Origin of the sequence: Micromonospora fiedleri, from assembly GCF_016774385.1 — a bacterium.
Classification (GTDB): Bacteria; Actinomycetota; Actinomycetes; order Mycobacteriales; family Micromonosporaceae; genus Micromonospora; species Micromonospora gifhornensis.
Window position 1 is genome coordinate 257010 of record NZ_JAETXL010000006.1, and the last position, 20042, is coordinate 277051.

General features: G+C 71.6%; 18 protein-coding genes and 1 riboswitch. Of the genes, 7 read left to right on the forward strand and 11 right to left on the reverse strand.

Translation table 11 applies throughout. The annotated features are described in order from the left end of the window. Positions 1-127: 127 nt before the first annotated feature. Entirely contained in the window at positions 128-1828 is a 1701-nt protein-coding gene (locus tag JMF97_RS18280) for a DEAD/DEAH box helicase (RefSeq protein ID WP_203222654.1), read from the forward strand. An 81-nt stretch (positions 1829-1909) separates the two neighbouring features. On the opposite strand, the gene lon is transcribed toward JMF97_RS18280, so the two are convergent. Next, positions 1910-4246, reverse strand: a complete 2337-nt coding sequence (lon, locus tag JMF97_RS18285; RefSeq protein ID WP_203222655.1) for an endopeptidase La — start codon at positions 4244-4246, stop codon at positions 1910-1912. 267 nt (positions 4247-4513) lie between these two features. Here lon and JMF97_RS18290 point away from each other — a divergent pair, with 267 nt between their 5' ends. Beyond that, entirely contained in the window at positions 4514-4858 is a 345-nt protein-coding gene (locus JMF97_RS18290) for a histone-like nucleoid-structuring protein Lsr2 (protein ID WP_043721267.1), read from the forward strand. Between the two features lie 108 nt (positions 4859-4966). On the opposite strand, the gene JMF97_RS18295 is transcribed toward JMF97_RS18290, so the two are convergent. Beyond that, a complete protein-coding gene (locus tag JMF97_RS18295) occupies positions 4967-6238 on the reverse strand; it encodes a hypothetical protein (RefSeq protein WP_203222656.1) in 1272 nt (423 codons plus the stop codon). A 275-nt stretch (positions 6239-6513) separates the two neighbouring features. Next, positions 6514-7428, reverse strand: coding sequence for a hypothetical protein (locus JMF97_RS18300; RefSeq protein ID WP_238359586.1), 915 nt, complete (start codon positions 7426-7428; stop codon positions 6514-6516). A gap of 181 nt (positions 7429-7609) precedes the next feature. Here JMF97_RS18300 and JMF97_RS18305 point away from each other — a divergent pair, with 181 nt between their 5' ends. Then, positions 7610-8161 (forward strand): hypothetical protein, encoded by a 552-nt coding sequence (locus JMF97_RS18305; RefSeq protein ID WP_238359679.1) that lies wholly within the window; start codon positions 7610-7612, stop codon positions 8159-8161. A 112-nt stretch (positions 8162-8273) separates the two neighbouring features. Then, positions 8274-8654 carry an FKBP-type peptidyl-prolyl cis-trans isomerase gene (locus tag JMF97_RS18310; protein ID WP_013734486.1) on the forward strand — a complete coding sequence of 127 codons (381 nt, stop codon included), beginning with the start codon at positions 8274-8276 and terminating at the stop codon, positions 8652-8654. Positions 8655-8712: 58 nt separating this feature from the next. Here the strand turns inward: JMF97_RS18310 and JMF97_RS18315 are convergent, their stop codons facing one another. The 5 genes from JMF97_RS18315 to pdhA all read right to left on the reverse strand — a co-directional run bounded on the left by JMF97_RS18315 (position 8713) and on the right by pdhA (position 14379). Beyond that, positions 8713-9066: an STAS domain-containing protein gene (locus JMF97_RS18315; RefSeq protein WP_013734487.1), complete on the reverse strand. Its 354-nt coding sequence runs from the start codon at positions 9064-9066 to the stop codon at positions 8713-8715. A 188-nt stretch (positions 9067-9254) separates the two neighbouring features. Further along, complete coding sequence (locus JMF97_RS18320; RefSeq protein ID WP_203222658.1) at positions 9255-10517, reverse strand: L,D-transpeptidase; 1263 nt, start codon at positions 10515-10517, stop codon at positions 9255-9257. Between the two features lie 282 nt (positions 10518-10799). After that, positions 10800-12200: a dihydrolipoamide acetyltransferase family protein gene (locus JMF97_RS18325; protein ID WP_203222659.1), complete on the reverse strand. Its 1401-nt coding sequence runs from the start codon at positions 12198-12200 to the stop codon at positions 10800-10802. After that, positions 12197-13213: an alpha-ketoacid dehydrogenase subunit beta gene (locus JMF97_RS18330; RefSeq protein WP_013734490.1), complete on the reverse strand. Its 1017-nt coding sequence runs from the start codon at positions 13211-13213 to the stop codon at positions 12197-12199. Before JMF97_RS18330 ends, JMF97_RS18325 begins: the two co-directional genes overlap by 4 nt. Further along, positions 13213-14379: a pyruvate dehydrogenase (acetyl-transferring) E1 component subunit alpha gene (gene pdhA, locus JMF97_RS18335; protein ID WP_203222660.1), complete on the reverse strand. Its 1167-nt coding sequence runs from the start codon at positions 14377-14379 to the stop codon at positions 13213-13215. Before pdhA ends, JMF97_RS18330 begins: the two co-directional genes overlap by 1 nt. 103 nt (positions 14380-14482) lie before the next feature. Here pdhA and JMF97_RS18340 point away from each other — a divergent pair, with 103 nt between their 5' ends. After that, positions 14483-14986: an Lrp/AsnC family transcriptional regulator gene (locus JMF97_RS18340; protein ID WP_013734492.1), complete on the forward strand. Its 504-nt coding sequence runs from the start codon at positions 14483-14485 to the stop codon at positions 14984-14986. Between the two features lie 6 nt (positions 14987-14992). Here JMF97_RS18340 and JMF97_RS18345 read toward each other — a convergent pair whose 3' ends face one another. Continuing rightward, complete coding sequence (locus JMF97_RS18345) at positions 14993-15964, reverse strand: DNA polymerase domain-containing protein (RefSeq protein ID WP_203222661.1); 972 nt, start codon at positions 15962-15964, stop codon at positions 14993-14995. Positions 15965-16030: 66 nt separating this feature from the next. After that, positions 16031-16270 carry a hypothetical protein gene (locus JMF97_RS18350; protein ID WP_203222662.1) on the reverse strand — a complete coding sequence of 80 codons (240 nt, stop codon included), beginning with the start codon at positions 16268-16270 and terminating at the stop codon, positions 16031-16033. A 232-nt stretch (positions 16271-16502) separates the two neighbouring features. Here JMF97_RS18350 and JMF97_RS18355 point away from each other — a divergent pair, with 232 nt between their 5' ends. Next, the gene (locus tag JMF97_RS18355) at positions 16503-17999 is read left to right on the forward strand and encodes a S8 family peptidase (RefSeq protein ID WP_203222663.1); all 1497 of its coding nucleotides are present in this window, start codon (positions 16503-16505) and stop codon (positions 17997-17999) included. A gap of 72 nt (positions 18000-18071) precedes the next feature. Beyond that, a riboswitch (ZMP/ZTP riboswitch) is annotated at positions 18072-18161 on the forward strand. An 18-nt stretch (positions 18162-18179) separates the two neighbouring features. Continuing rightward, positions 18180-19616, forward strand: coding sequence for a glycine hydroxymethyltransferase (locus JMF97_RS18360; protein ID WP_203222664.1), 1437 nt, complete (start codon positions 18180-18182; stop codon positions 19614-19616). Positions 19617-19759: 143 nt separating this feature from the next. On the opposite strand, the gene JMF97_RS18365 is transcribed toward JMF97_RS18360, so the two are convergent. Further along, on the reverse strand, positions 19760-20020 hold the full coding sequence (locus JMF97_RS18365) for a hypothetical protein (protein ID WP_013734497.1): 261 nt from the start codon (positions 20018-20020) through the stop codon (positions 19760-19762). Positions 20021-20042: the final 22 nt, after the last annotated feature.

The window sequence follows — 20042 nt, forward strand, 5'->3', positions numbered from 1 at the left end:
GGGATGAGTCCGAGTAATCCTCCCATTTTCCCCGAAGGGGTGCGCACCGGTCTTATCGCCGCTGGTCGTTGGCGGTGTTGCGGTGGTCGCCGCAATGCACTCGGGGGCGTGATGAAAAACTTGACCCATGAGTTCCACGCCCGTACTGCCGGACCCGTCCACCGAACCGCCCGCCTTCGCGGACCTTGGCCTGCGTTCCGAACTGCTCGCCGCGCTCTCCGCGCTCGGCTACGAGGAGCCCACGCCGATCCAGCGGGAGGCCATCGGTCCGCTGCTGGCCGGCCGGGACCTGCTCGGGCAGGCCGCCACGGGCACCGGCAAGACGGCCGCGTTCGCCCTTCCGCTGCTGCAACGCATGCCCGACGAGCGGCCCACCGGCGACCCGGTCGCCCTGGTGCTGGTGCCGACCCGGGAGTTGGCCGTGCAGGTCTCCGAGGCCTTCCACCGCTACGGCAAGGATCTCGGTGCCCGGGTGCTGCCGATCTACGGCGGACAGCCGATCGGCCGGCAGCTGCGCGCCCTGGACAACGGGGTCGACGTGGTGGTCGCCACGCCCGGTCGGGCGCTGGACCACATCGCCCGCGGCACGCTGCGGCTGGGCAACCTCACCACGGTGGTGCTGGACGAGGCCGACGAGATGCTCGACATGGGTTTCGCCGAGGACATCGAGGCGATCCTGGAGCACACCCCCGAGCAGCGGCAGACGGTGCTGTTCTCGGCGACCATGCCGTCGCGCATCGACGGGATGGCCCGCGCCCACCTGACCGACCCGGTCCGCATCCTCATCGCCCGGGAGCAGCCGGTGGCCGGCGAGGCCCCCCGGGTACGCCAGAGCGCGTACCTGGTGGCGCGGGCGCACAAGCCGGCGGCGCTGGGCCGGGTGCTGGACGTCGAGTCGCCGACCGCGGCGATCGTGTTCTGCCGCAGCCGGGAAGAGGTCGACCGGCTCACCGAGACGATGAACGGGCGCGGCTACCGGGCCGAGGCGCTGCACGGCGGGATGAGCCAGGAACAGCGCGACCGGGTGATGGGCCGGCTGCGCGGTGGCACCGCCGACCTGCTGGTCGCCACCGACGTGGCGGCCCGAGGGCTGGACGTCGAGCAGCTCAGCCACGTGGTCAACTACGACGTGCCGTCGGCCCCGGAGTCGTACGTGCACCGCATCGGCCGGGTCGGCCGGGCCGGGCGGGAAGGGGTGGCGATCACCCTCGCCGAGCCGCGCGAACACCGGATGCTCAAGACCATCGAGCGGGTCACCGGGCAGCGGATCACCATCGACAAGATCCCAACGGTGGCCGACCTGCGTACCCGCCGGCTGGAGCTGACCCAGGCGGCGCTGCGGGAGAGCCTGCTGGAGGACGACCTCGACCCGTTCCGGGTGATCGTCGAGACGCTCAGCGACGAGTTCGACCTGATGGAGGTGGCGCTGGCCGCGGTGAAGCTGGCCCACGAGGCGACTCTGCCCGGCGCCGAGGAGGCCGCCGAGGAGATCCCGCAGGTGGCGGTCCGCGCCCCCCGGGAGACCCGGCCCGGTGCCGATGCCCGTGGCGGCGACCGCCGCCCGGCCCGGCCCCGCGCCAACGGCACCACCCAGGTCTTCATCGGTCTGGGCCGCCGTGCCGGGGTGCGCCCGCAGGACCTGGTCGGTGCGATCACCGGGGAGACCGGAATCCGGGGCCGCGACATCGGCTCGATCGAGATCGCCGACCGGTTCTCCCTGGTCGAGGTGCCGATCGCCGTCGCCGACGAGGTGATCGCCGGGTTGCGCGGCAGCACCATCAAGGGCCGCAAGGCGACCGTACGCCGCGACCGCGACGATCGCCACTGAGGCGTACACAGAGGACACCCGGCCGAGCGCCTGGCGGACAGCAGCGGCCCCCGCTGTCCGCCAGGCGTCAGCACGTTACCCCTAGGCGGCGGTGACGCGCTGTCCCCCCAGCTCCGCCGGATCGATCTCGGCCGGGCGCAGCGCCAGGGCGAGGACGTCGGCGACGTCGGCCAGGGTGTGCACGGTCAGCGCCTCGCGGACCTCGGTGGGCAGGTCGTCGAGGTCCGGCTCGTTGCGGGCCGGGATGATCACCTCGGTCAGGCCGGCCCGGTGCGCGGCGAGCAGCTTCTGCTTCACCCCGCCGATGGGCAGCACCCGACCGGAGAGCGTCACCTCGCCGGTCATCCCGAACTCGGGGCGTACCGGGCGTCCGCTGGCCAGCGACGCCAGGGCGGTGACCATGGTGATGCCCGCGCTGGGGCCGTCCTTGGGCACCGCGCCGGCCGGCACGTGCAGGTGGATCCGCCGTCCGGCCAGGGCGTTGGGGTCCAGGCCCAGCCGGCGACCGTTGGCCCGCAGGTAGGACAGCGCGATGTGCGCCGACTCCTTCATCACGTCACCGAGCTGACCGGTCAGGGTCAGTCCGGGCTCACCCTCCATGCTTGTCGCCTCGATGAACAGCACGTCTCCCCCGGCGCCGGTGACCGCCAGGCCGGTGGCCACCCCCGGCACCGCCGTACGCTCCGCCGACTCCGGCGTGTGCTTCGGCCGGCCGAGGTAGCGGACCAGGTTGTCGGCGTCGACGCGGACCGGTGCCGGGTCGTCGGTGAGCGCCACCGCGACCTTGCGCATGATCTTCGCAAGCGCCCGTTCCAGCTGCCGTACGCCGGCCTCCCGGGTGTACTCCCCCGCGATGCGGCCCAGCGCCGAGGGGTCCACGTCGACCTCGTCGGCGGTCAGCCCGGCCCGTTCCCGCTGCCGGGGCAGCAGGTGGTCCCGGGCGATGGCCACCTTCTCGTCCTCGGTGTAACCGTCCAGGGTGACCAGTTCCATCCGGTCCAGCAGCGGGCCGGGAATCGCCTCCACCACGTTGGCGGTGGCCAGGAACAGCACGTCGGACAGGTCGAGGTCGACCTCCAGGTAGTGGTCCCGGAAGGTGTGGTTCTGCGCCGGGTCGAGCACCTCCAGCAGGGCGGCGGCCGGGTCGCCCGCGTACCCCGCGGAGAGCTTGTCGACCTCGTCGAGCAGCACCACCGGGTTCATCGAGCCCGCCTCGCGCAGCGCCCGGACGATCCGGCCCGGCAACGCGCCGACGTAGGTGCGCCGGTGACCGCGGATCTCCGCCTCGTCGCGGATGCCGCCGAGGGAGACCCGGACGAATCGGCGGCCGAGCGCCCGGGCGACGGATTCGCCGAGGCTGGTCTTGCCGACACCGGGCGGACCGGCCAGGGCCAGCACCGCGCCGGAGCCGCGACCGCCGATCACGCCGAGGTCACGCTCGGCCCGTCGGTTGCGCACCGCCAGATATTCCAGAATGCGATCTTTCACATCGGACAGACCGGCGTGGTCGGCGTCGAGCACCGCCCGCGCCGCGGTCAGGTCGGTGTTGTCCTCGGTACGGGTGCTCCACGGCATCTCCAGCACCGTGTCGAGCCAGGTACGGATCCAGCCCGCCTCCGGGGAGGCGTCGCTGGCCCGCTCCAGCTTGCCGACCTCACGCAGCGCCGCCTCGCGTACCTTCTCGGGCAGGTCGGCGGTCTCGACGCGGGCCCGGTAGTCGGCCGAGCCGTCCGGGGCGTCCTCGCCGAGTTCCTTGCGGATCGCGGCGAGCTGCTGGCGCAGCAGGAACTCCCGCTGCGTCTTCTCCAGCTCTTCGCGTACCTCGGAGTTGATCTGCTCGGTGACCTCCTGCTCGGCCAGGTGCTCCTTGACCCAGCCGACGAGCAGGTCCAGCCGCGCGGTGACGTCCGGTGCGGCCAGCAGTTCGGTCTTCTGCGTCAGGCTGAGCCAGGGCGCGTAGCCGGCCGAGTCGGCCAGCTCGCCGAGGTCGGTCATCCGCTCCACCGCGTCGATGACCTGCCACGCGCCGCGTTGCTGGAGCACGGAGGTGACCAGCGCCCGGTACTCGCGGGCCAGTTCCCGGGCCTTGCCGGCCGGGGCGGGTTCGTCGATCTCGGACGCCTCGACCCAGAGCGCCGCGCCGGGACCGGGCACCCCGGAGCCGATGCGGGCACGGGCGATGCCGCGGATCACGGCGGCCGGTTCGCCGCTGGGCAGCCGGCCGACCTTCTCGATGGTGGCGATCGCGCCGACGGAGCCGTACTCGCCGTCCAGGCGGGGCACGGCGAGCAGCTTGTGGTCGCCGGTGGCACGGGCCGCGTCGACCGCGGCCTGGGTGGTCGGGTCGAGGGTCACCGGGATGACCATGCCGGGCAGCAGTACGGCGTCGGTCAGTGGAAGTACCGGAAGAGTTGCCATCGAACACCTGCTATCCCATTGAGTTGAGCGTGTCAGGCTCAAGTCGCGAGGAACGCTCATTGTTCCGTGATGTGACCCAGGACACTTAGCGCGGGCGGATGTGACCGCTACCGGGCGCTGACACCACTACTGGAAGCAAGGTCGCCAAATCGGGATTTCGATGAACCGCAAAACGCGACGCGCAACAAGGGGTGCTTTTGTTGCGCAATTGGCTGGGCATACGTCAAACTTTGACCACACCCCGCCACACACAGGGAGTAATCAACGATGGCGAGAAAAGTAATCACGGTGCTGACTGACGACCTCGACGGCGGAAAAGCCGACCGGACGGTCGAGTTCAGCCTGGATGGCGTGGCGTACACCATCGATGTCTCCGACGAGAACGCGGGCGTCCTCCGCAAGGCGCTGGACCCGTTTATCAATGCCGGCCGCAGACTCGGGCGTGGCACCGACACCACCCGCAGCGTTCGCCGCGTCGCCGGCCCGGCGACTCCGGGAATGAACCGTGAGCAGAACCGCGCCATCCGCGAATGGGCGATCAGCAACGGCTACAAGATTTCCGAGCGGGGCCGCATCCCCGTCGAGGTCGTCGAGGCGTACAAGAACCGCTGAACAGCGATCGCCCGCGGCAACTCACCGCGTGCGCTCTTTCCACGACCAGGGCCGCCCGGAGGAAGTCCTCCCGGGCGGCCCTGGTCGTTGCCGAGTCAGTTCACCGAATCAGTTGACCTGAATCCGTACCGCGTCGAAGGCGGGAGTCTGGTTCGCCCGCTCCGACATCGGGATACGGTGCGAGCCGTCACCGGCCCAGACCGCGCACTGCGCGGTACCCGACTCCGGCAGGCCCGGAATCTGGATGACCACGCTGTCCGGCTGGCGACCGCCGCCGCCGTCCTCGGTGGCGACGAAGAAGGCCGGCACCGGTTCCGGCGCGGGCGCCTCGTTGGTGTTGTTCAGCATCCGGCACGCGGTGTGGAAGTGACCGCGGGTCAGTCCTTCACCGTTGAGCAGCGAACTCTCCAGGTAGTAGCCGCCCTGCCCGGCCGGCAGGAAGCGGTCCCGGACCAGGTTGCGGGTGCTCACCCGGATGGCGAAGCCCTGGTTGCGGTTGATCTGCTGCGGGAACTCGGTGATCAACAGCGACGGGTTGTTGGCTGCCGCGCCGACCTCACCGAAGGCGGTGCTGATGCACCGGTTGCCGTTCTGGAAGCCGTCGTGCGGCTGCAACCGGCTGTTGTTGCAGTTGTTCGCCAGCACGTCGAGGCCGTTGTTCGGGTTGCCCCCGTTGTTCCCACCGTTGTTGCCGCCGTTGTTGTTGCCACCGCCGTTGTTGGGGTTGCCGTTGTCGGGGTTGCCGCCGTTGTTGTTGTTGACCGGCCGCGCCTGGCACCTGGCGAGGTCGGCCAGACCGCGCGGCCGAGGGCCGAACCGGTCGATGGCGATGGTGATCCGGTCGAGCGTGGCGCGTCGCTTGCTGGCCAGCGGGCCCAGGATGGCGTTGTTGATGAAGCCCTGACCCTTGTTGCCCTCGGCGGCGAGTCGCTGGTCGGCCTCGGTGATCTGGGTCTGCAGCAGGGCCAGGTTACGGTCCACCTCGGCGCGCGCCCGGTCCGGCACCTGCGGCAGCCGGCTGACCACGTCCGGGCAGGCCACGGCGAGCGAGCCGGTGGCCGCGCCACCGCCGCTGCGGGTCTCCTGGCATTCCTCGATGGTCTGCTGTCCGTCACCCCAGTGGTTGGTCACCCAACGGCCGTTCTGGAAGGTGCGGGTGGTGGTGGCACCACGAGCGGCCGGCGCGGTGGCGCCCGGGCTCGGCGCGACGCATTCGGCCGCCACCGGACGGGTCTGCTTGTGCGGCCGTCGGTCACCGGCCGATGAGATCTGGGTCACGGCGACCACACCGCCGAATACGGCGAGCGTGGCGCCGATGGCCAGCAGTCGCTTCGTCCGCGTGTTACCGGATGGTCGGCGCGACCGGGGGGACCTGCGCATCGAATTGCTCTCCTTCTCGATCCGGTACCTGATTCGTGACTCGACGGACCGAACGGAATCGTGGTGGCACGCTCGGCGGACATCCGAACGCGCCGATGGCACGTCGACTAACGACGATGCCCTTTCCGCACCGTCTCCCGCGCCTGTCGGTGCGGGTCGGGGAGATCCTGTCCATTCCCGGTGAGGTACGGACCCGCCACGACGGGGGTTCAAAGTCGGCGAAGTTTTTTTCGGCGCAGGTACGCCGGATCAGTCGATGCGTCGACCGGCAGGCGTCATGCCTGGCAGAGATGGTCGTAGGCGAAGCCGTCGACGAGTTCGTCACGGCGTTCCCGTAGTCGCCGAATGTCACCGAGCAGTTCCGCACGATCGACCAATATCGGAATGTCGGCGTCCAGCTTGCGCAGCCGGTCGCCGATCGCGAGCGCGGCCAGATCCTCGGCGAGTCGCGCGGGGTCGACGCCGCAGGAGACGCGGTGCGCGTGCAGCGACACCCGTTCCACAAGGCACTCGCCGGGGCGTACCTCGACCCACGCCCAGCCCTCGGCGGGGCCGGCCGTCCAGCGCACGTGCAGTCCCCGCAGGATCGGATCGGCCAACCGCCGGGCCACGTACGCCTCGACCGCGTCCGCCCGAGCGAGCGCGCCCAGGTCGTTCACCGCTCCGGTGCGGCCGTCGGGCAGCCGGCCGACGATGTCACGGAAGCCGACGGCGGCCACGTCGGTCCCGGCGGCGCCCTCGGCGTACCGGCGGGCGTCGAGCAGGTACGTGACGATCCCCGGCCCGTGTTCGGCCGCGTTCAGGGTGGTCGAGACGATCCGCAGCACGGGCAGCCCGACGGCGGCGGTGACCGCGGCGGTGGCCCGCTCGACGCGGCGGGTGGACGGGTCGGACGACGGTGGCCGGAACTCGACGGCGAACTCGACGTGGTCGCCGTCCACAGCGGACACCACGAGGTCGAGACGTTCCCGGCCGGCGATGTTCCACTGGTGCGCGGTCAGGCCGGTCGGACGCCGCCGGACCAGGTCGGCCAGGCGCAGACCGGCATGCACCCGCTGCCCGGCCCGGACCAGCACGTCACCACGCGCGGCCCCGGCCGGGATCGTCGCCGTCGAGGAGTCGTCGCCACTGGTCATCGTCGCATCCACCCCATCCTGCCGCCGACCGCCCGAGTCTAGGATGGCGATCATGCCCACCCCCTGGCCCGGGTGGGTCGTCCCCGCAGCAGGTCCCGGCGGAGCGGGTCTAAGGTCCCGCCCGGTCATGGCCTGGTCGGCCCTGCACACCACCTACCCGACCGGCGTCCAATAGAGATGTCACCGGGACAGCGGTGCGAAGCAGAGAAGGGACGTGGACACGATGACCGCGATGATGGAGCGGAACACCGCCACCGCCAAGACTCCCGGGGCCCCGACCGTCCAGGAGCGCACCACCCGCAAGCGCGCCACCCGCTACCTCCTCGGCGGGCTCCGCCTGGCCCTGGGCTGGATCTTCCTCTGGGCCTTCCTGGACAAGCTCTTCGGTCTGGGATTCGCCACCGAGGCGAAGGGCGCCTGGATCAACGGTGGCAGCCCCACCAAGGGCTTCCTGACCTTCGGCGCCACCGGCCCGTTCCAGGGCTTCTACAACAGCATCGCCGGCGCCGCCTGGGCGGACTGGCTGTTCATGATCGGCCTGGCGGCCATCGGAACGGCGCTGATGCTCGGCATCGGGGTACGCGTCGCCGCCGCGGCCGGTGGCCTGCTGCTGGTGCTGATGTGGACCGCCGCCCTGCTCCCCGCCAACAACCCGTTCATGGACGACCACCTGATCTACGCCGGTGTGCTGGCTCTGCTCGCGGTGACCAACGCCGGTGACACCTGGGGTCTCGGTCGCACCTGGGCCCGGCTGCCGATCGTCCAGCGGTTCGGCTGGCTCCGCTGACCTGACTCAACTCCCCCCGCGCGGCGGGCGTCACCACCAGGTGACGTCCGCCGCTTGCCGTAGCATCCGGCAGGATTGTGCTGACTGAAACCGACGTCACAGGAGAATTCGCATGAACCAGGCAGCGAGCAAGCCCGAGATCGGTCCGATCGAGGGAGCCCCGCCGGCCGACCTCGTGATCGAGGACATCACCGTCGGCGACGGCCCGGAGGCCCAGGCCGGCCAGGTGGCACGGGTCCACTACGTCGGGGTGGCGCACTCCACCGGCGCGGAGTTCGATGCGTCCTGGAACCGCGGCGAGGCGTTCGAGTTCCCGCTCGGCGGCGGACGGGTCATCTCCGGCTGGGACCAGGGCGTGGTGGGGATGCGGGTCGGCGGCCGACGCAAGCTGACCATTCCCCCGCACCTGGGCTACGGCAGCCGTGGCGCCGGTGGTGTCATCAAGCCCAACGAGACCCTGGTCTTCGTGGTCGACCTGCTCGGCGTGCGCTGAGGGCAGCGCCCGCGGCGTCGGACGCCCCCCCCGGTGTCCGACGCCGCCGCTCTGTTGGTCAGCAGACGGCGGCGAGTATCCGGTCAGGGGCCGCCTCGGCGATCGGGATGACCCGGCGCAGACCGGTGGCGCGCAGCACCCGGTCGACCACGGGCGGCGGATCCACCAGCACCAACTGGCCACCCTGGGCGCGCACCCAGAGCCGCGCCGCGATCAACGCGCGCACCCCGGCCGCGGAGAGCAGCCGGACCTCGGAAAGATCCACTCGCAGCTCCGACCGTGCCGGTGCCGCCCAGAGCGCCGCCCGGAACGCCCCGACAGTGGCGATGTCGATCACACCCACCACGCGCACGCACACCACGTCGCCCGACACCGTGGTCTCGACGTGGAACCGTTCCTCGCGCTCTCGCATGAGTCGAACCTATCCAGCGGCACCGACACTTTTCACCCTGCGCAGAGAGGGTTCCGGGTAGATCCAGGGCATGACCCGCAGACCCACCGGGTCCACCCTAGGGAGGATCCCCCGCGCCCGTGTCGTACGCCGCCGCGGGCAGCATCCGGGCCGGCCCGTGACGAGCCGGCCCGGAGCGTACGGCCGCCTCAGCCGCCGCTGGCGGACGGTGCCGGCTCCGGTGAGCCACCGGCCACCGCGCCCGGATCCGGCGCCTGGGTCGGGGTGGGTTGCAGCCCGGCCGGCACCGGCAGCGCGCTGCCCTTGGCGAACTGCTCCCAGCTGACGTTCCAGGCGGTCCAGCCGTTGCCCTCGTCGAGAGGAACCTCGGTGCCCTTGACGGTGACCAGGTCGCCGACCTGGGTGACGCCCATCAGCCAGTCGGCGTTGGCCGCCGACAGGTTCGTGCACCCGTGCGACACGTTGGTGTAGCCCTGGTCCCCCTCCGACCAGGGAGCGCCGTGGATGAACTCACCGCGCCAGGTGAGCCGCTGCGCGTCCTCCACGTCGACCACGTACGGGTCGGCCGAGCCCCGGGTGTCGAAGGTGGTGAAGTCGTGCTTCTCCATGATCACCATCTTGCCGCTGGAGGTCGGCGTGCTCGGCTTGCCGAGACTGACCGGCAGCTTGCGCAGCAGCTTGCCGTCCTGAAAGACCGACATCCGCTTGGTCGCGTTGTCGATCTCCAACTGGACCTGCCGGCCGATCTTCGAGGTGGCCCGCTTGTCCGTGTCACCGACATGTTCCTTGCCGATGGGCAGGCCCTCCAGGGCCGACCGGACGCTGATCGTCGTGCCCGGTCGCCAGAAGTCGGGTGCCCGGTAATAGACCTGGCTGCCGTCGGACACCCAGGACCAGGTGCCCGGCTGCGGCGGGTCCGTCTTCACGAACAATCGGCGCTGCACATCCGCCCGCGCCTCTTTCGGAATGGGCGGGTCGAAGGCGACGGTTACCGGCATCGCGGTACCGTACGTCCGATTGCCGGCGAAATACAGCACGCTGCTGATGGCCGGCTTCGACGATTTGGGCTGAGTGGTGAACGTGGTCTTGCGGGTGACCGTGTCCCCCGAGTCACCGGTGACGGTCACCTCCGCGGTGTACGTCCGCTTCGCCGCCAGTGGCTTGCTCGGCACCCATCCGGTGCCGTCCTCGCGTGGCTCCGCCTCGACAGTGGCGCCCTTGTCGTCGGTGATGCGGACGGCGGTCACCCGGCCGTGCTTGACGTCGGTGCCGATCTCGCCGCTGATCGGCACGTCGCGGCTGCCCTCTGCCGGCGTGACGGTCACCTCCGGCTTGGCCCGCGCCTCGGCGTGCTGCTGGCCGGGCCTGCGGTCGCTGGTGCATGCCCCCAACGCCAACGGTGCCGCCGCGACGGTCACCGCGAACAGCGTCAGTCGCCGCCTGAACCTCATGATGATCGTCCCCCCGTTTATCTCCGTCCTCTGCCACATTCTCTCTGCCGGACACCGACTGTTTTGCAATTTCGGAAAGAGCGAAGAAAAGCGTGGCCCCGACACTTCCGCGAATTCCGCACCGCCTCGGCCCCCGGGATACCCGGTAGCGCAGCAACGGGCGGTGCCGCCGGGAATGTCCCGGCCCGTGCCGACCGGTGCCCTCCGGTCGGCGGACAGCCGAACGCGCCCGGCGTCCCCTGGTAGGGGGGACGCCGGGCGCGTGGTGGTGGGGTACCGGACTCAGACGGCGGCGATGAACGCTTCCGGCCGCTCGACACAGTCGGCGACATGCCGCAGGAACCCGCCGGCCACCCCGCCGTCGCAGACCCGATGGTCGAAGGTGAGGCTGAGCTGGGTGACCTTGCGGACCGCGAGCTGACCGTCGACCACCCACGGCTTGTCGACGATGCGGCCCACCCCGAGCAGCGCCGCTTCCGGGTGGTTGATGATCGGCGTGGAGCCGTCGACCCCGAACACGCCGTAGTTGTTCAGCGTGAAGGTGCCCCCGGTCAGCCGCGCCGGTGGCAGCTCGCCGGCGCGGGCCGCCTGCGTGGTGGCGGCCAACTCGGCGGCCAGTTCCATGGTGGTCAGCCGGTCGGCGTCGCGCAGCACCGGAACCAGCAGACCCCGGTCGGTCTGGGCGGCGATGCCCAGATGCACCCCGGCGGACTGCACGATCCGCTGCCCCTCGGTGTCGACCCGGGCGTTGAGCTGCGGGTAGCGCCGCAGGCCGGACAGGCAGATGCGGGCGAGCAGGGCCAGGATGCTCACCGGCCGGTCGGGGTACGCGGCGTTGATCGCGCCCCGGGTCTCCAGCAGGGCGGTGGCGTCGGCGTCCACCCAGATGGTCACCTCGGGGATCTCCCGGCGGCTGCGGGAGAGCTTGTCGGCGATCGCCTTGCGGATGCCGGTCAACGGGATGACCTGATCCCCCGCGCCGGTCGGGGCCAGCCCGACGTGCGCAGCCGACTGCTCGACGGACGAGGCAACGGCAACGCCCGCGGCCACGGCGACGGGCGAGGCAACGGCGATGGTCGAGGTCGCGGCGTCGGCCGCCGCCTCCACGTCCGCCCGCCGGATCACACCACCGGGCCCGCTGCCACGTACCGTGGCCAGGTCCACCCCGCGCTCGCGGGCCAGCCGACGCACGATCGGCGAGATGACCAGGGCCGTGGCCGGCTGCGACGACGCGAGCGCCACCACCGGAGCTGGCGCCGGAGCCGGAGCCGCCGGGACCGGAGCCGGGGCCGGGGTGAGCGAGGCGGTGGCGTGGGCGACGGGGCGGGCCCGCCGACGGCGGCGTGCCCCGCCGTGTCCGGTGCCGTACCCGATGAGGACGTTGCCGGAGCCGGCCCGCTCCTCCTCCCGGTAGACGGCGTGCCCGACCGGTTCGGACCCGCCGTCCGCCGCCACGGTGATCAGCGGCTGGCCGACCGGGCGTACCTCGCCCTCCGCGCCGTGCAGGGCCACGACCCGGCCGGCGTACGGGCAGGGCACGTCCACGACGGCCTTGGCGGTCTCCACCTCGACCACGGTCTGGTCCACGGTGACCACGTCGCCGACCGCGACCCGCCACTGCACGATCTCCGCCTCGGCGAGCCCTTCCCCGAGGTCGGGTAGAAGGAAGACCTGCTCGCTCATGCCGGCACCCCGTCGGTCAGCCACCGGGAGTCCGGCTGGTCGTCCCACTGGAGTCGGGCCACCGCGTCGAGCACCCGGTCGACCGAGGGCAGGTGGGTGTGCTCCAGCATCGGCGCGGGGTACGGAATGTCCAGCCCGGACACCCGCAGCACCGGCGCGTGCAGGGCGTGGAAGCAGCGCTCCTGCACCCGGGCGGCGATCTCCGCGCCCACCCCGGCGAAGCCCTGCGCCTCCTGCACCACCACACACCGGCCGGTACGCCGCACCGAGGCGGCGATCGTGGCGTCGTCGAACGGCACGATGGTGCGGACGTCGACGACCTCCAGGTCCCAGCCCTCCTCCTTGGCGGCCTCGGCGGCCTCCAACGCGACCGGGACCGCCGGGCCGTACGCGACAAGGGTGGCGTCGCGACCGGGCCGGCGTACGACCGCCCGACCGAAGGGCTCGGTACGCGCCGAGGGGTCCGCCTCGCCGCTGGCGAAGTAGAGCTTCTTCGGCTCCATGAAGACCACCGGGTCCGGGTCGTCGATCGCCTCCCGCAGCAGCGAGTACGCGTCGGCGACCGTCGCCGGGGTGACCACCTTCAGACCCGGGGTGTGCGCGTAGTACGCCTCGGAGGAGTCACAGTGGTGCTCCACCCCACCGATGCCCCCGGCGTACGGCACCCGGATGACCATCGGCACGCTGAGCGCGCCACGGGTGCGGTTGCGCAGCTTCGCCACGTGCGAGGCGATCTGCTCGAAGGCCGGGTACGCGAACGCGTCGAACTGCATCTCGACCACCGGCCGCAGCCCGGACATGGCCAGTCCGACGGCGAACCCGACGATGCCGGCCTCGGCCAGCGGGGTGTCGAAGCAGCGCTTGTCACCGAAGCGGGCCTGGAGGCCGTCGGTGATCCGGAAGACCCCGCCCAACTGCCCGACGTCCTCGCCGAAGACGACGACCCGCTCGTCGTCGAGCATCGCGTCGGCGAGGGCGGCGTTGAGGGCCTTCGCCATCGTCATGGTGGCCATCAGGCGTCCTCCTCCTGCGTCGCGGCCAACTCGGCGCGTACCTGTTCCCGCTGCTCCACCAGTTGCGGGGTGGGCTCGGCGTAGACGTGCTCGAAGAGGCTGAGCGGGTCGACGGTGGGCTGGACGTTCATCCGCTCGCGCAGCCGCGCCGCGTACGCCTCCGCCTCCTCGGCGATCTCGGCGACGGCGGCGTCGTCGAGCACCTCGCGGGCCCGCAGGTAGCTCTCGAGCCGGTTGATCGGGTCACGCTCACGCCACGCCTCGACCTCCTCGGCGTCGCGGTAGCGGGTCTGGTCGTCGGCGTTGGTGTGCGGCTCCATCCGGTAGGTGTGCGCCTCCACCAGGTACGGCCCCTTGCCGGCCCGGGCGTGCGCGACGGCCCGGTTCAGCACGGCCAGCACCGCGACCGGGTCGTTGCCGTCGACCTGCTCGCTCGGCACCCCGTAACCGACGCCCTTGTACGCCAGCGTCGGCGCGGCGGTCTGCCGGGACAGCGGGACGCTGATCGCGTACCTGTTGTTCTGCACGAAGTAGACGACCGGCGCCTTGAAGACGGCGGCGAAGTTGACGCCCTCGTGGAAGTCGCCCTCGCTGGTGGCGCCGTCACCGATGTAGACGAGCGCGACGGTGTCGCGACCCTGGTACGACTCGCCATAGGCCAGGCCGGCGGCGTGCACGCACTGGGTGGCCAGCGGGGTGCACTGCGGGGCGGTGTGCACCGCGGTGGGGTCGTACCCGCAGTGCCAGTCGCCGCGCAGCAGGGTGAGCACCTCGACCGGGTCGATGCCCCGGGCGGTCAGCGCCATCGACTCGCGGTAGGTGGGGAACACCCAGTCGTCGTCGCGCAGCGCGAGGACGCCGCCGACCTGGCAGGCCTCCTGGCCCCGGGACGACGGGTAGACGGCCAGCCGGCCCTGCTTGGTCAGCGCGGTGGCCTGCGCGTCGAAGCGACGGCCGATCACCATCCGCCGGTACATCTCGCGCAGCGCCTCGACGGGCGGCTCGGGATAGTCGGTACGCGACGGCAGCGGGGTGCCGTCGGAGTTCAGCAACCGGACCGGTTCGGCCTGCGGCATCAGGCCGGCGGACGGGTCCGGTGCGGCCGGGGTGGCCGGCCGGCGCTTTCGCGGGGATGCCCTGCGCGCCGCCTGGGGGGTCGTGGTCACGGCGAACCTCCTGGACGTGTGGTGGCCCTATGCTCCTTTGGTTGGATGATTGACTCAAGATGCCTGGTGAACGCGGGATGAATGGCACCGAGGGGAGGCTGCGATGGGCCAGGAGACCGTCAACGGACCGGCCGTGACGAGCGCCACGGGACGTTCGGCACAACTGGACGAGGTGGACCGGCGGTTGCTCGACGAGTTGACCCGCGACGGCCGGATGTCCATCCGTACCCTCGCCGAGCGGGTGCACGTGTCGCGGACCAACGCGTACGCCCGGGTGGAGCGGCTGGTCCGCGACGGGGTGATCACCGGGTTCGCCGCGCGGGTCGCCCCGGAACCGGCCGGCCTGGGCACCTCGGCGTACATCGCGTTGACCATCCGGCAGAACACCTGGCGGGAGGTGTCGGCGGAGCTGGCGCAGGTGCGCTACGTCGAGCACGTGGCGCTGCTCAGCGGCGAGCATGACGTGCTGGCGCTGGTCCGTGCCCCGGACAACGCGACCCTGCGGGACGTGGTGCTGGACCGGGTGCAGCGCATCTCCGGGGTGCTGTCCACCCGCAGCTGGCTGGTCTTCGAGGAGTACGACGGGGTCAACAGCCCCTGGTCGTAGCGGGGCTCAGCGTTCCGGCGGCGCGGCGAGACCCTCCCGGTCGGCCAACTCCAGCAGCCGGTCCAGGCCGAACCGGGCACCGTCCAACCCGGCGTGCGGGTCGCCGCGTTCGGCGAACCGGGCGGGCATGCTCACCACGTCGAAGTCCTCCGGCCGGACGTCGTCCAGCTCGGCCCAGTCCAGCGGGGCGGAGACCAGCGCCTGCGGGGTCGGGCGGATCGAGTAGGCCGAGGCCATCGTGTGGTCGCGGGCCATCTGGTTGTAGTCGATGAAGACCGGCCGGTCCCGCTGCTCACGCCACCAGGTCGTGGTGACCAGGTCCGGGCGGCGCCGTTGCAGCTCGCACCCCAACGCCAGCACCGCGCGCCGGCAGTCACCGAAGCTCCACCGGGGCTCGATCGGGACGTAGACGTGCAGGCCCCGGCCGCCGGTGGTCTTGGGGTAGCCGGTCAGACCCAACTCGTCGAGGAAGCGCCGCACCTCGTGCGCCACCGGCACCACCTGGTCGAACCCGACGCCGGGCATCGGGTCCAGGTCGATGCGCAGCTGGTCGGGCCGCTCCACGTCGGCGCGGGTCACCGGCCAGGGGTGAAAGCGCAGGGTGCCCAGGTTGACCGCCCAGATCACCACCGCCAACTCCCCCGGCGCGACCTCGTCGGCGGTACGACCGCTGGGGAAGGTGATGTGCGCGGTGCCCACCCAGTCGGGCGCGCCCGACGGCACCCGCTTCTGATAGAAGGCGTCGCCCCGGTTGTCCTGCCGGGTGGCGATGGTCGCCCCCTCGAACACCCCCCGTGGCCACCGTTCCAGCATGGTCGGTCGATCCCGCAACGCACGCAGGATGCCGTCACCCACGGCGAGGAAATAGCGCACCACGTCCAGCTTGGTCAGCCCACGCTCGGGGAAGTACGGCTTGTCCGGGCTGGAGACGCGAACCGTCCGCCGCCCCACCTGGATCTCCTCGGCCGTACTCGCCATGGACTTCACCATAGGCGCGGCGATGGCCGGGTGGGGCGCAACACCACCCGGCCATCGCCGCCTCGATCAGACCTTTTCCCGCTGAAGGCGCGCCTTCAGCAGCTTCTTGCCCTGCGCACCCATCTTGCGGTGCTCGTCCTGGATCTCGCGGAACCAGGTGGCGAGTTCGCTGTCGCCGCGCGCCTCGGCGTCGGCGATGTAGTTCTCCATCTTCCAGACGTGCTCCAGCGACATCTGCAGGGTGTGCAGCAGGTCGTAGTGGTCGTCCTTCACCGGACTGACCGGCTCCCGCACCATCGTGGCCATGGTTCACCTCCAGCTAGCAGGTGGGTCTGCGGTCGCGTACCCCTGACGGTGGCCGGCACACCCCCGCAGGGCCGACGTCTTGCTCTGACACCTGCCACCTGCGCACGTCCTGGGGTGTAACGCCACATATCGACAGGACGCTTCTGATCGTGAGGGCGGACAACCCGTCCGCCGCCGCCGGGCCGCCCGCACGAGGGTGCCGCACGGCGGGGTCGCACTCTGGGGAGTCTGTGTGAAGAAGCTCGGCCGCAAGGCACTCGCCGTGGCGGTCGCCGTGGCACTCGGCGCCGGCGTCACCAGCGTTGTCACCGCCCCGGCCACCGCCTCGGTCGACGGCGGCGAGGCCCACGGCGGCGAGGCCACCTTCCTGGTGCTCACACCGCAGGGCGCCACTGTCGACCGGGCGCTGGCCCGGGTGGCCGCCGCCGACGGCACGGTGGTCGCCGACTACCGGCAGATCGGTGTGCTGGTGGTCCGCTCCGCCAACCGTGACTTCGTCGCCGACACCGCCGGTGCGGGCGTTGAGTCCGTGGCGTCGACCGCCGGCCTGGGCACCGTGCTCGACGAGGGTCACACCGTCGAGCTGACCGCGGCCGAGTTGGCGGCCGCCGGCGGCGACCCGAGCGCCGAGCCGCTGTTCGCCCAGCAGTGGAACATGCCGATGATCGACCTGCCGCGGGCCCACACGGTCACCGCCGGCAGCGCCGACGTGGTGGTCGGCGTGCTGGACAGCGGCATCTCCAGCAGCCACCCCGACCTGGCCGGCCAGATCGCCCGGGACAAGAGCGCCTCCTGCCTCGGTGGGGTCGCGGACACCACCGAAGCGGCCTGGAACCCCACCACCTCCGACCACGGCACCCACGTGGCCGGCACCATCGCGGCCGCCCGCAACGGCGTCGGCGTCACCGGCGTGGCACCGGGCGTCAGGGTGGCCGCGGTGAAGGTCGTCGACAACGAGGGCTACATCTATCCGGAGGCCGCGGTCTGCGGGTTCATGTGGGCGGCCGAGCAGGGGATGCAGCTGACCAACAACAGCTACTACCTCGATCCGTGGCAGCTGAACTGCCGCAACGACGCACGCCAGCGCCCGGTGTGGCAGGCCGTGCAGCGGGCCATCCGCTACTCGCAGAGCAAGGGTGTGCTCACCGTCGCCTCCGCCGGCAACGCCAACCACGACCTGGCGCACCGGTTCGTCGACTCGGGCAGCCCGAACAACGGCACCCCGGAGGTACGCGAGGTCAACGGCGCCTGCCTGGTGCTGCCCGCCCAGGCGCCGGGCGTGGTGACCGTCGCCGCGGTCGGGCCGACCGGGCAGAAGAGCTACTACTCGTCGTACGGTCAGGGGGTCGTGGACGTGACCGCGCCCGGCGGCGACAGCCGGATCCGCACCCAGGGCCTGACCCCGACGACCGCCGACACCATCCTGTCGACCACCTTCAACACCGTGACCCGCACCGACGGCTGGGGTTGGAAGCAGGGCACCTCGATGTCCGGTCCGCACGTCACCGGCGTCGCGGCGCTGGCCCTGTCGGCTCGCCCGGGCATGACCCCCGGGCAGCTGGCGGCGCTGCTGGAGCGCACCGCCGTGCCCCAGCCGTGCCCCGCCGGCGGGTACGACCCGATTCCGCTGCTGCCGAGCGCGACCGACTACACGGCCACCTGCCAGGGCGGCACGCGCAACGGCTTCCACGGCGCCGGCCTCGTCAACGCCTACCGCGCGGTGAAGTGATCTTCGGCGGGGTCCGGCGGCCGAGGGGGACGCCGGACCCCGCCGACGGCCGACGTCGCACCCGGTAGGATCGGCGAGGGCCGTGACTGGCGCGTGGGGATGGAGCACCATCGGGAAGCGGTCCCGTCACAACGACGCACGCCGAGCGCCTGGGCCTTCCGCACATCCACTGGAGGTCGCATGTCGCCCAACGCCGAGTCCACCGCCTTCCGCAGCGCGCTGGAGGTCATCCGCTCCGTCGAGCCGCGCGTCGCCGACGCGATCGGCGCGGAGCTGGCCGACCAGCGCGAATCGCTCAAACTGATCGCCAGCGAGAACTACGCCTCACCGGCCACCCTGCTGACGATGGGCAACTGGTTCAGCGACAAGTACGCCGAGGGCACCGTCGGCCGCCGGTTCTACGCCGGCTGCCAGAACGTCGACACCGTCGAGGCCCTCGCCGCCGAGCACGCCCGGGAGCTGTTCGGCGCGGCCCACGCGTACGTGCAGCCGCACTCGGGCATCGACGCCAACCTGGTGGCGTTCTGGGCGATCCTGGCCGACCGGGTGGAGGCGCCGGCGCTCAAGCGGGCGCAGGCCCGGCACGTCAACGACCTGACCGAGGCCGACTGGTTCGCGCTCCGCCGGGAGCTGGGTGACCAGCGGATGCTCGGCATGTCGCTGGACGCCGGTGGGCACCTCACCCACGGTTTCCGGCCGAACATCTCGGGCAAGATGTTCGACCAGCGCAGCTACGGCACCGACCCGGCGACCGGCCTGATCGACTACGACAAGGTCGCCGAGGCCGCCCGCGAGTTCCGGCCGCTGGTGCTGGTCGCCGGCTACTCGGCGTACCCGCGGAAGGTGAACTTCCGGATCATGCGGGAGATCGCCGACTCGGTCGGCGCGACCTTCATGGTCGACATGGCCCACTTCGCCGGCCTGGTGGCGGGCAAGGTCTTCACCGGCGACTTCGACCCGGTGCCGCACGCGCACATCGTCACCACCACCACCCACAAGTCGCTGCGCGGCCCGCGCGGCGGCATGGTGCTCTGCGGCCCGGAGCTGGCCGAGCAGGTGGACCGGGGCTGCCCGATGGTGCTCGGCGGCCCGCTGCCGCACGTGATGGCCGCCAAGGCGGTCGCGCTGGCCGAGGCCCGCCGGCCCGACTTCGCCGACTACGCCCAGCGCATCGTCGACAACGCCCAGGCGCTGGCCGAGGGCCTGCTACGCCGGGGCGCCAAGCTGGTCACCGGCGGCACCGACAACCACCTGGTGCTCATCGACGTCAGCGGCTACGGGCTGACCGGCCGGCAGGCCGAGCAGGCGCTGCTGGAGTCGGGCATCGTCACCAACCGCAACGCCGTGCCGCAGGACGTGAACGGCGCCTGGTACACCTCCGGCATCCGGATCGGCACGCCCGCGCTGACCACCCGTGGGCTGGGCGTGGCGGAGATGGACACCACGGCCGAGCTGATCCACACCGTGCTGAGCCAGACCACCGCCGGCGCGAACCCGGACGGCACCGCCTCCAAGGCCAAGTACGTGCTCGACCCGGCCCTGGCCGACAAGGTCAGCCGCCAGGCCAGCGAGCTGCTCGCCGGTTTCCCGCTCTACCCGAGCGTCGACCTGGGCTGATTGACGCGGCTTTCCGGCCGGCCCGACGCCGTGCGGCGTCGGGCCGGCCGTTTCTGCGCTGCCGTTCTGCTGCGGGATGCACTGTCTGCCCGGCGGCGGGGCCGCCCCACGCGCCCGTTGGTGCCGCCGGGTCAGGGCGCGCCTCAGTTCAGCGGGCGCTTGAGGTGGTAGCGGTGGACCTCGGTGCTGCCCTGCACGTTGTTCACGTCCTCGGCGGCGGTGACGAGTTCCCAACCCTCCCGGCCGACACGGTTGAGATGCGCGACGGCGGTGTCACCGTAGGCGGTGACGTCCTTGCGTGACCCGTCGGGGCCGTACCAGACGAACGTGACGTGAAAGTTCCGGCCCTGCCCCTGGTAGCGGCGGACCAACAAGGCGTACTCCCAGGCAACCATGCGATCCATTATGACTGTCCACCCAGGACCG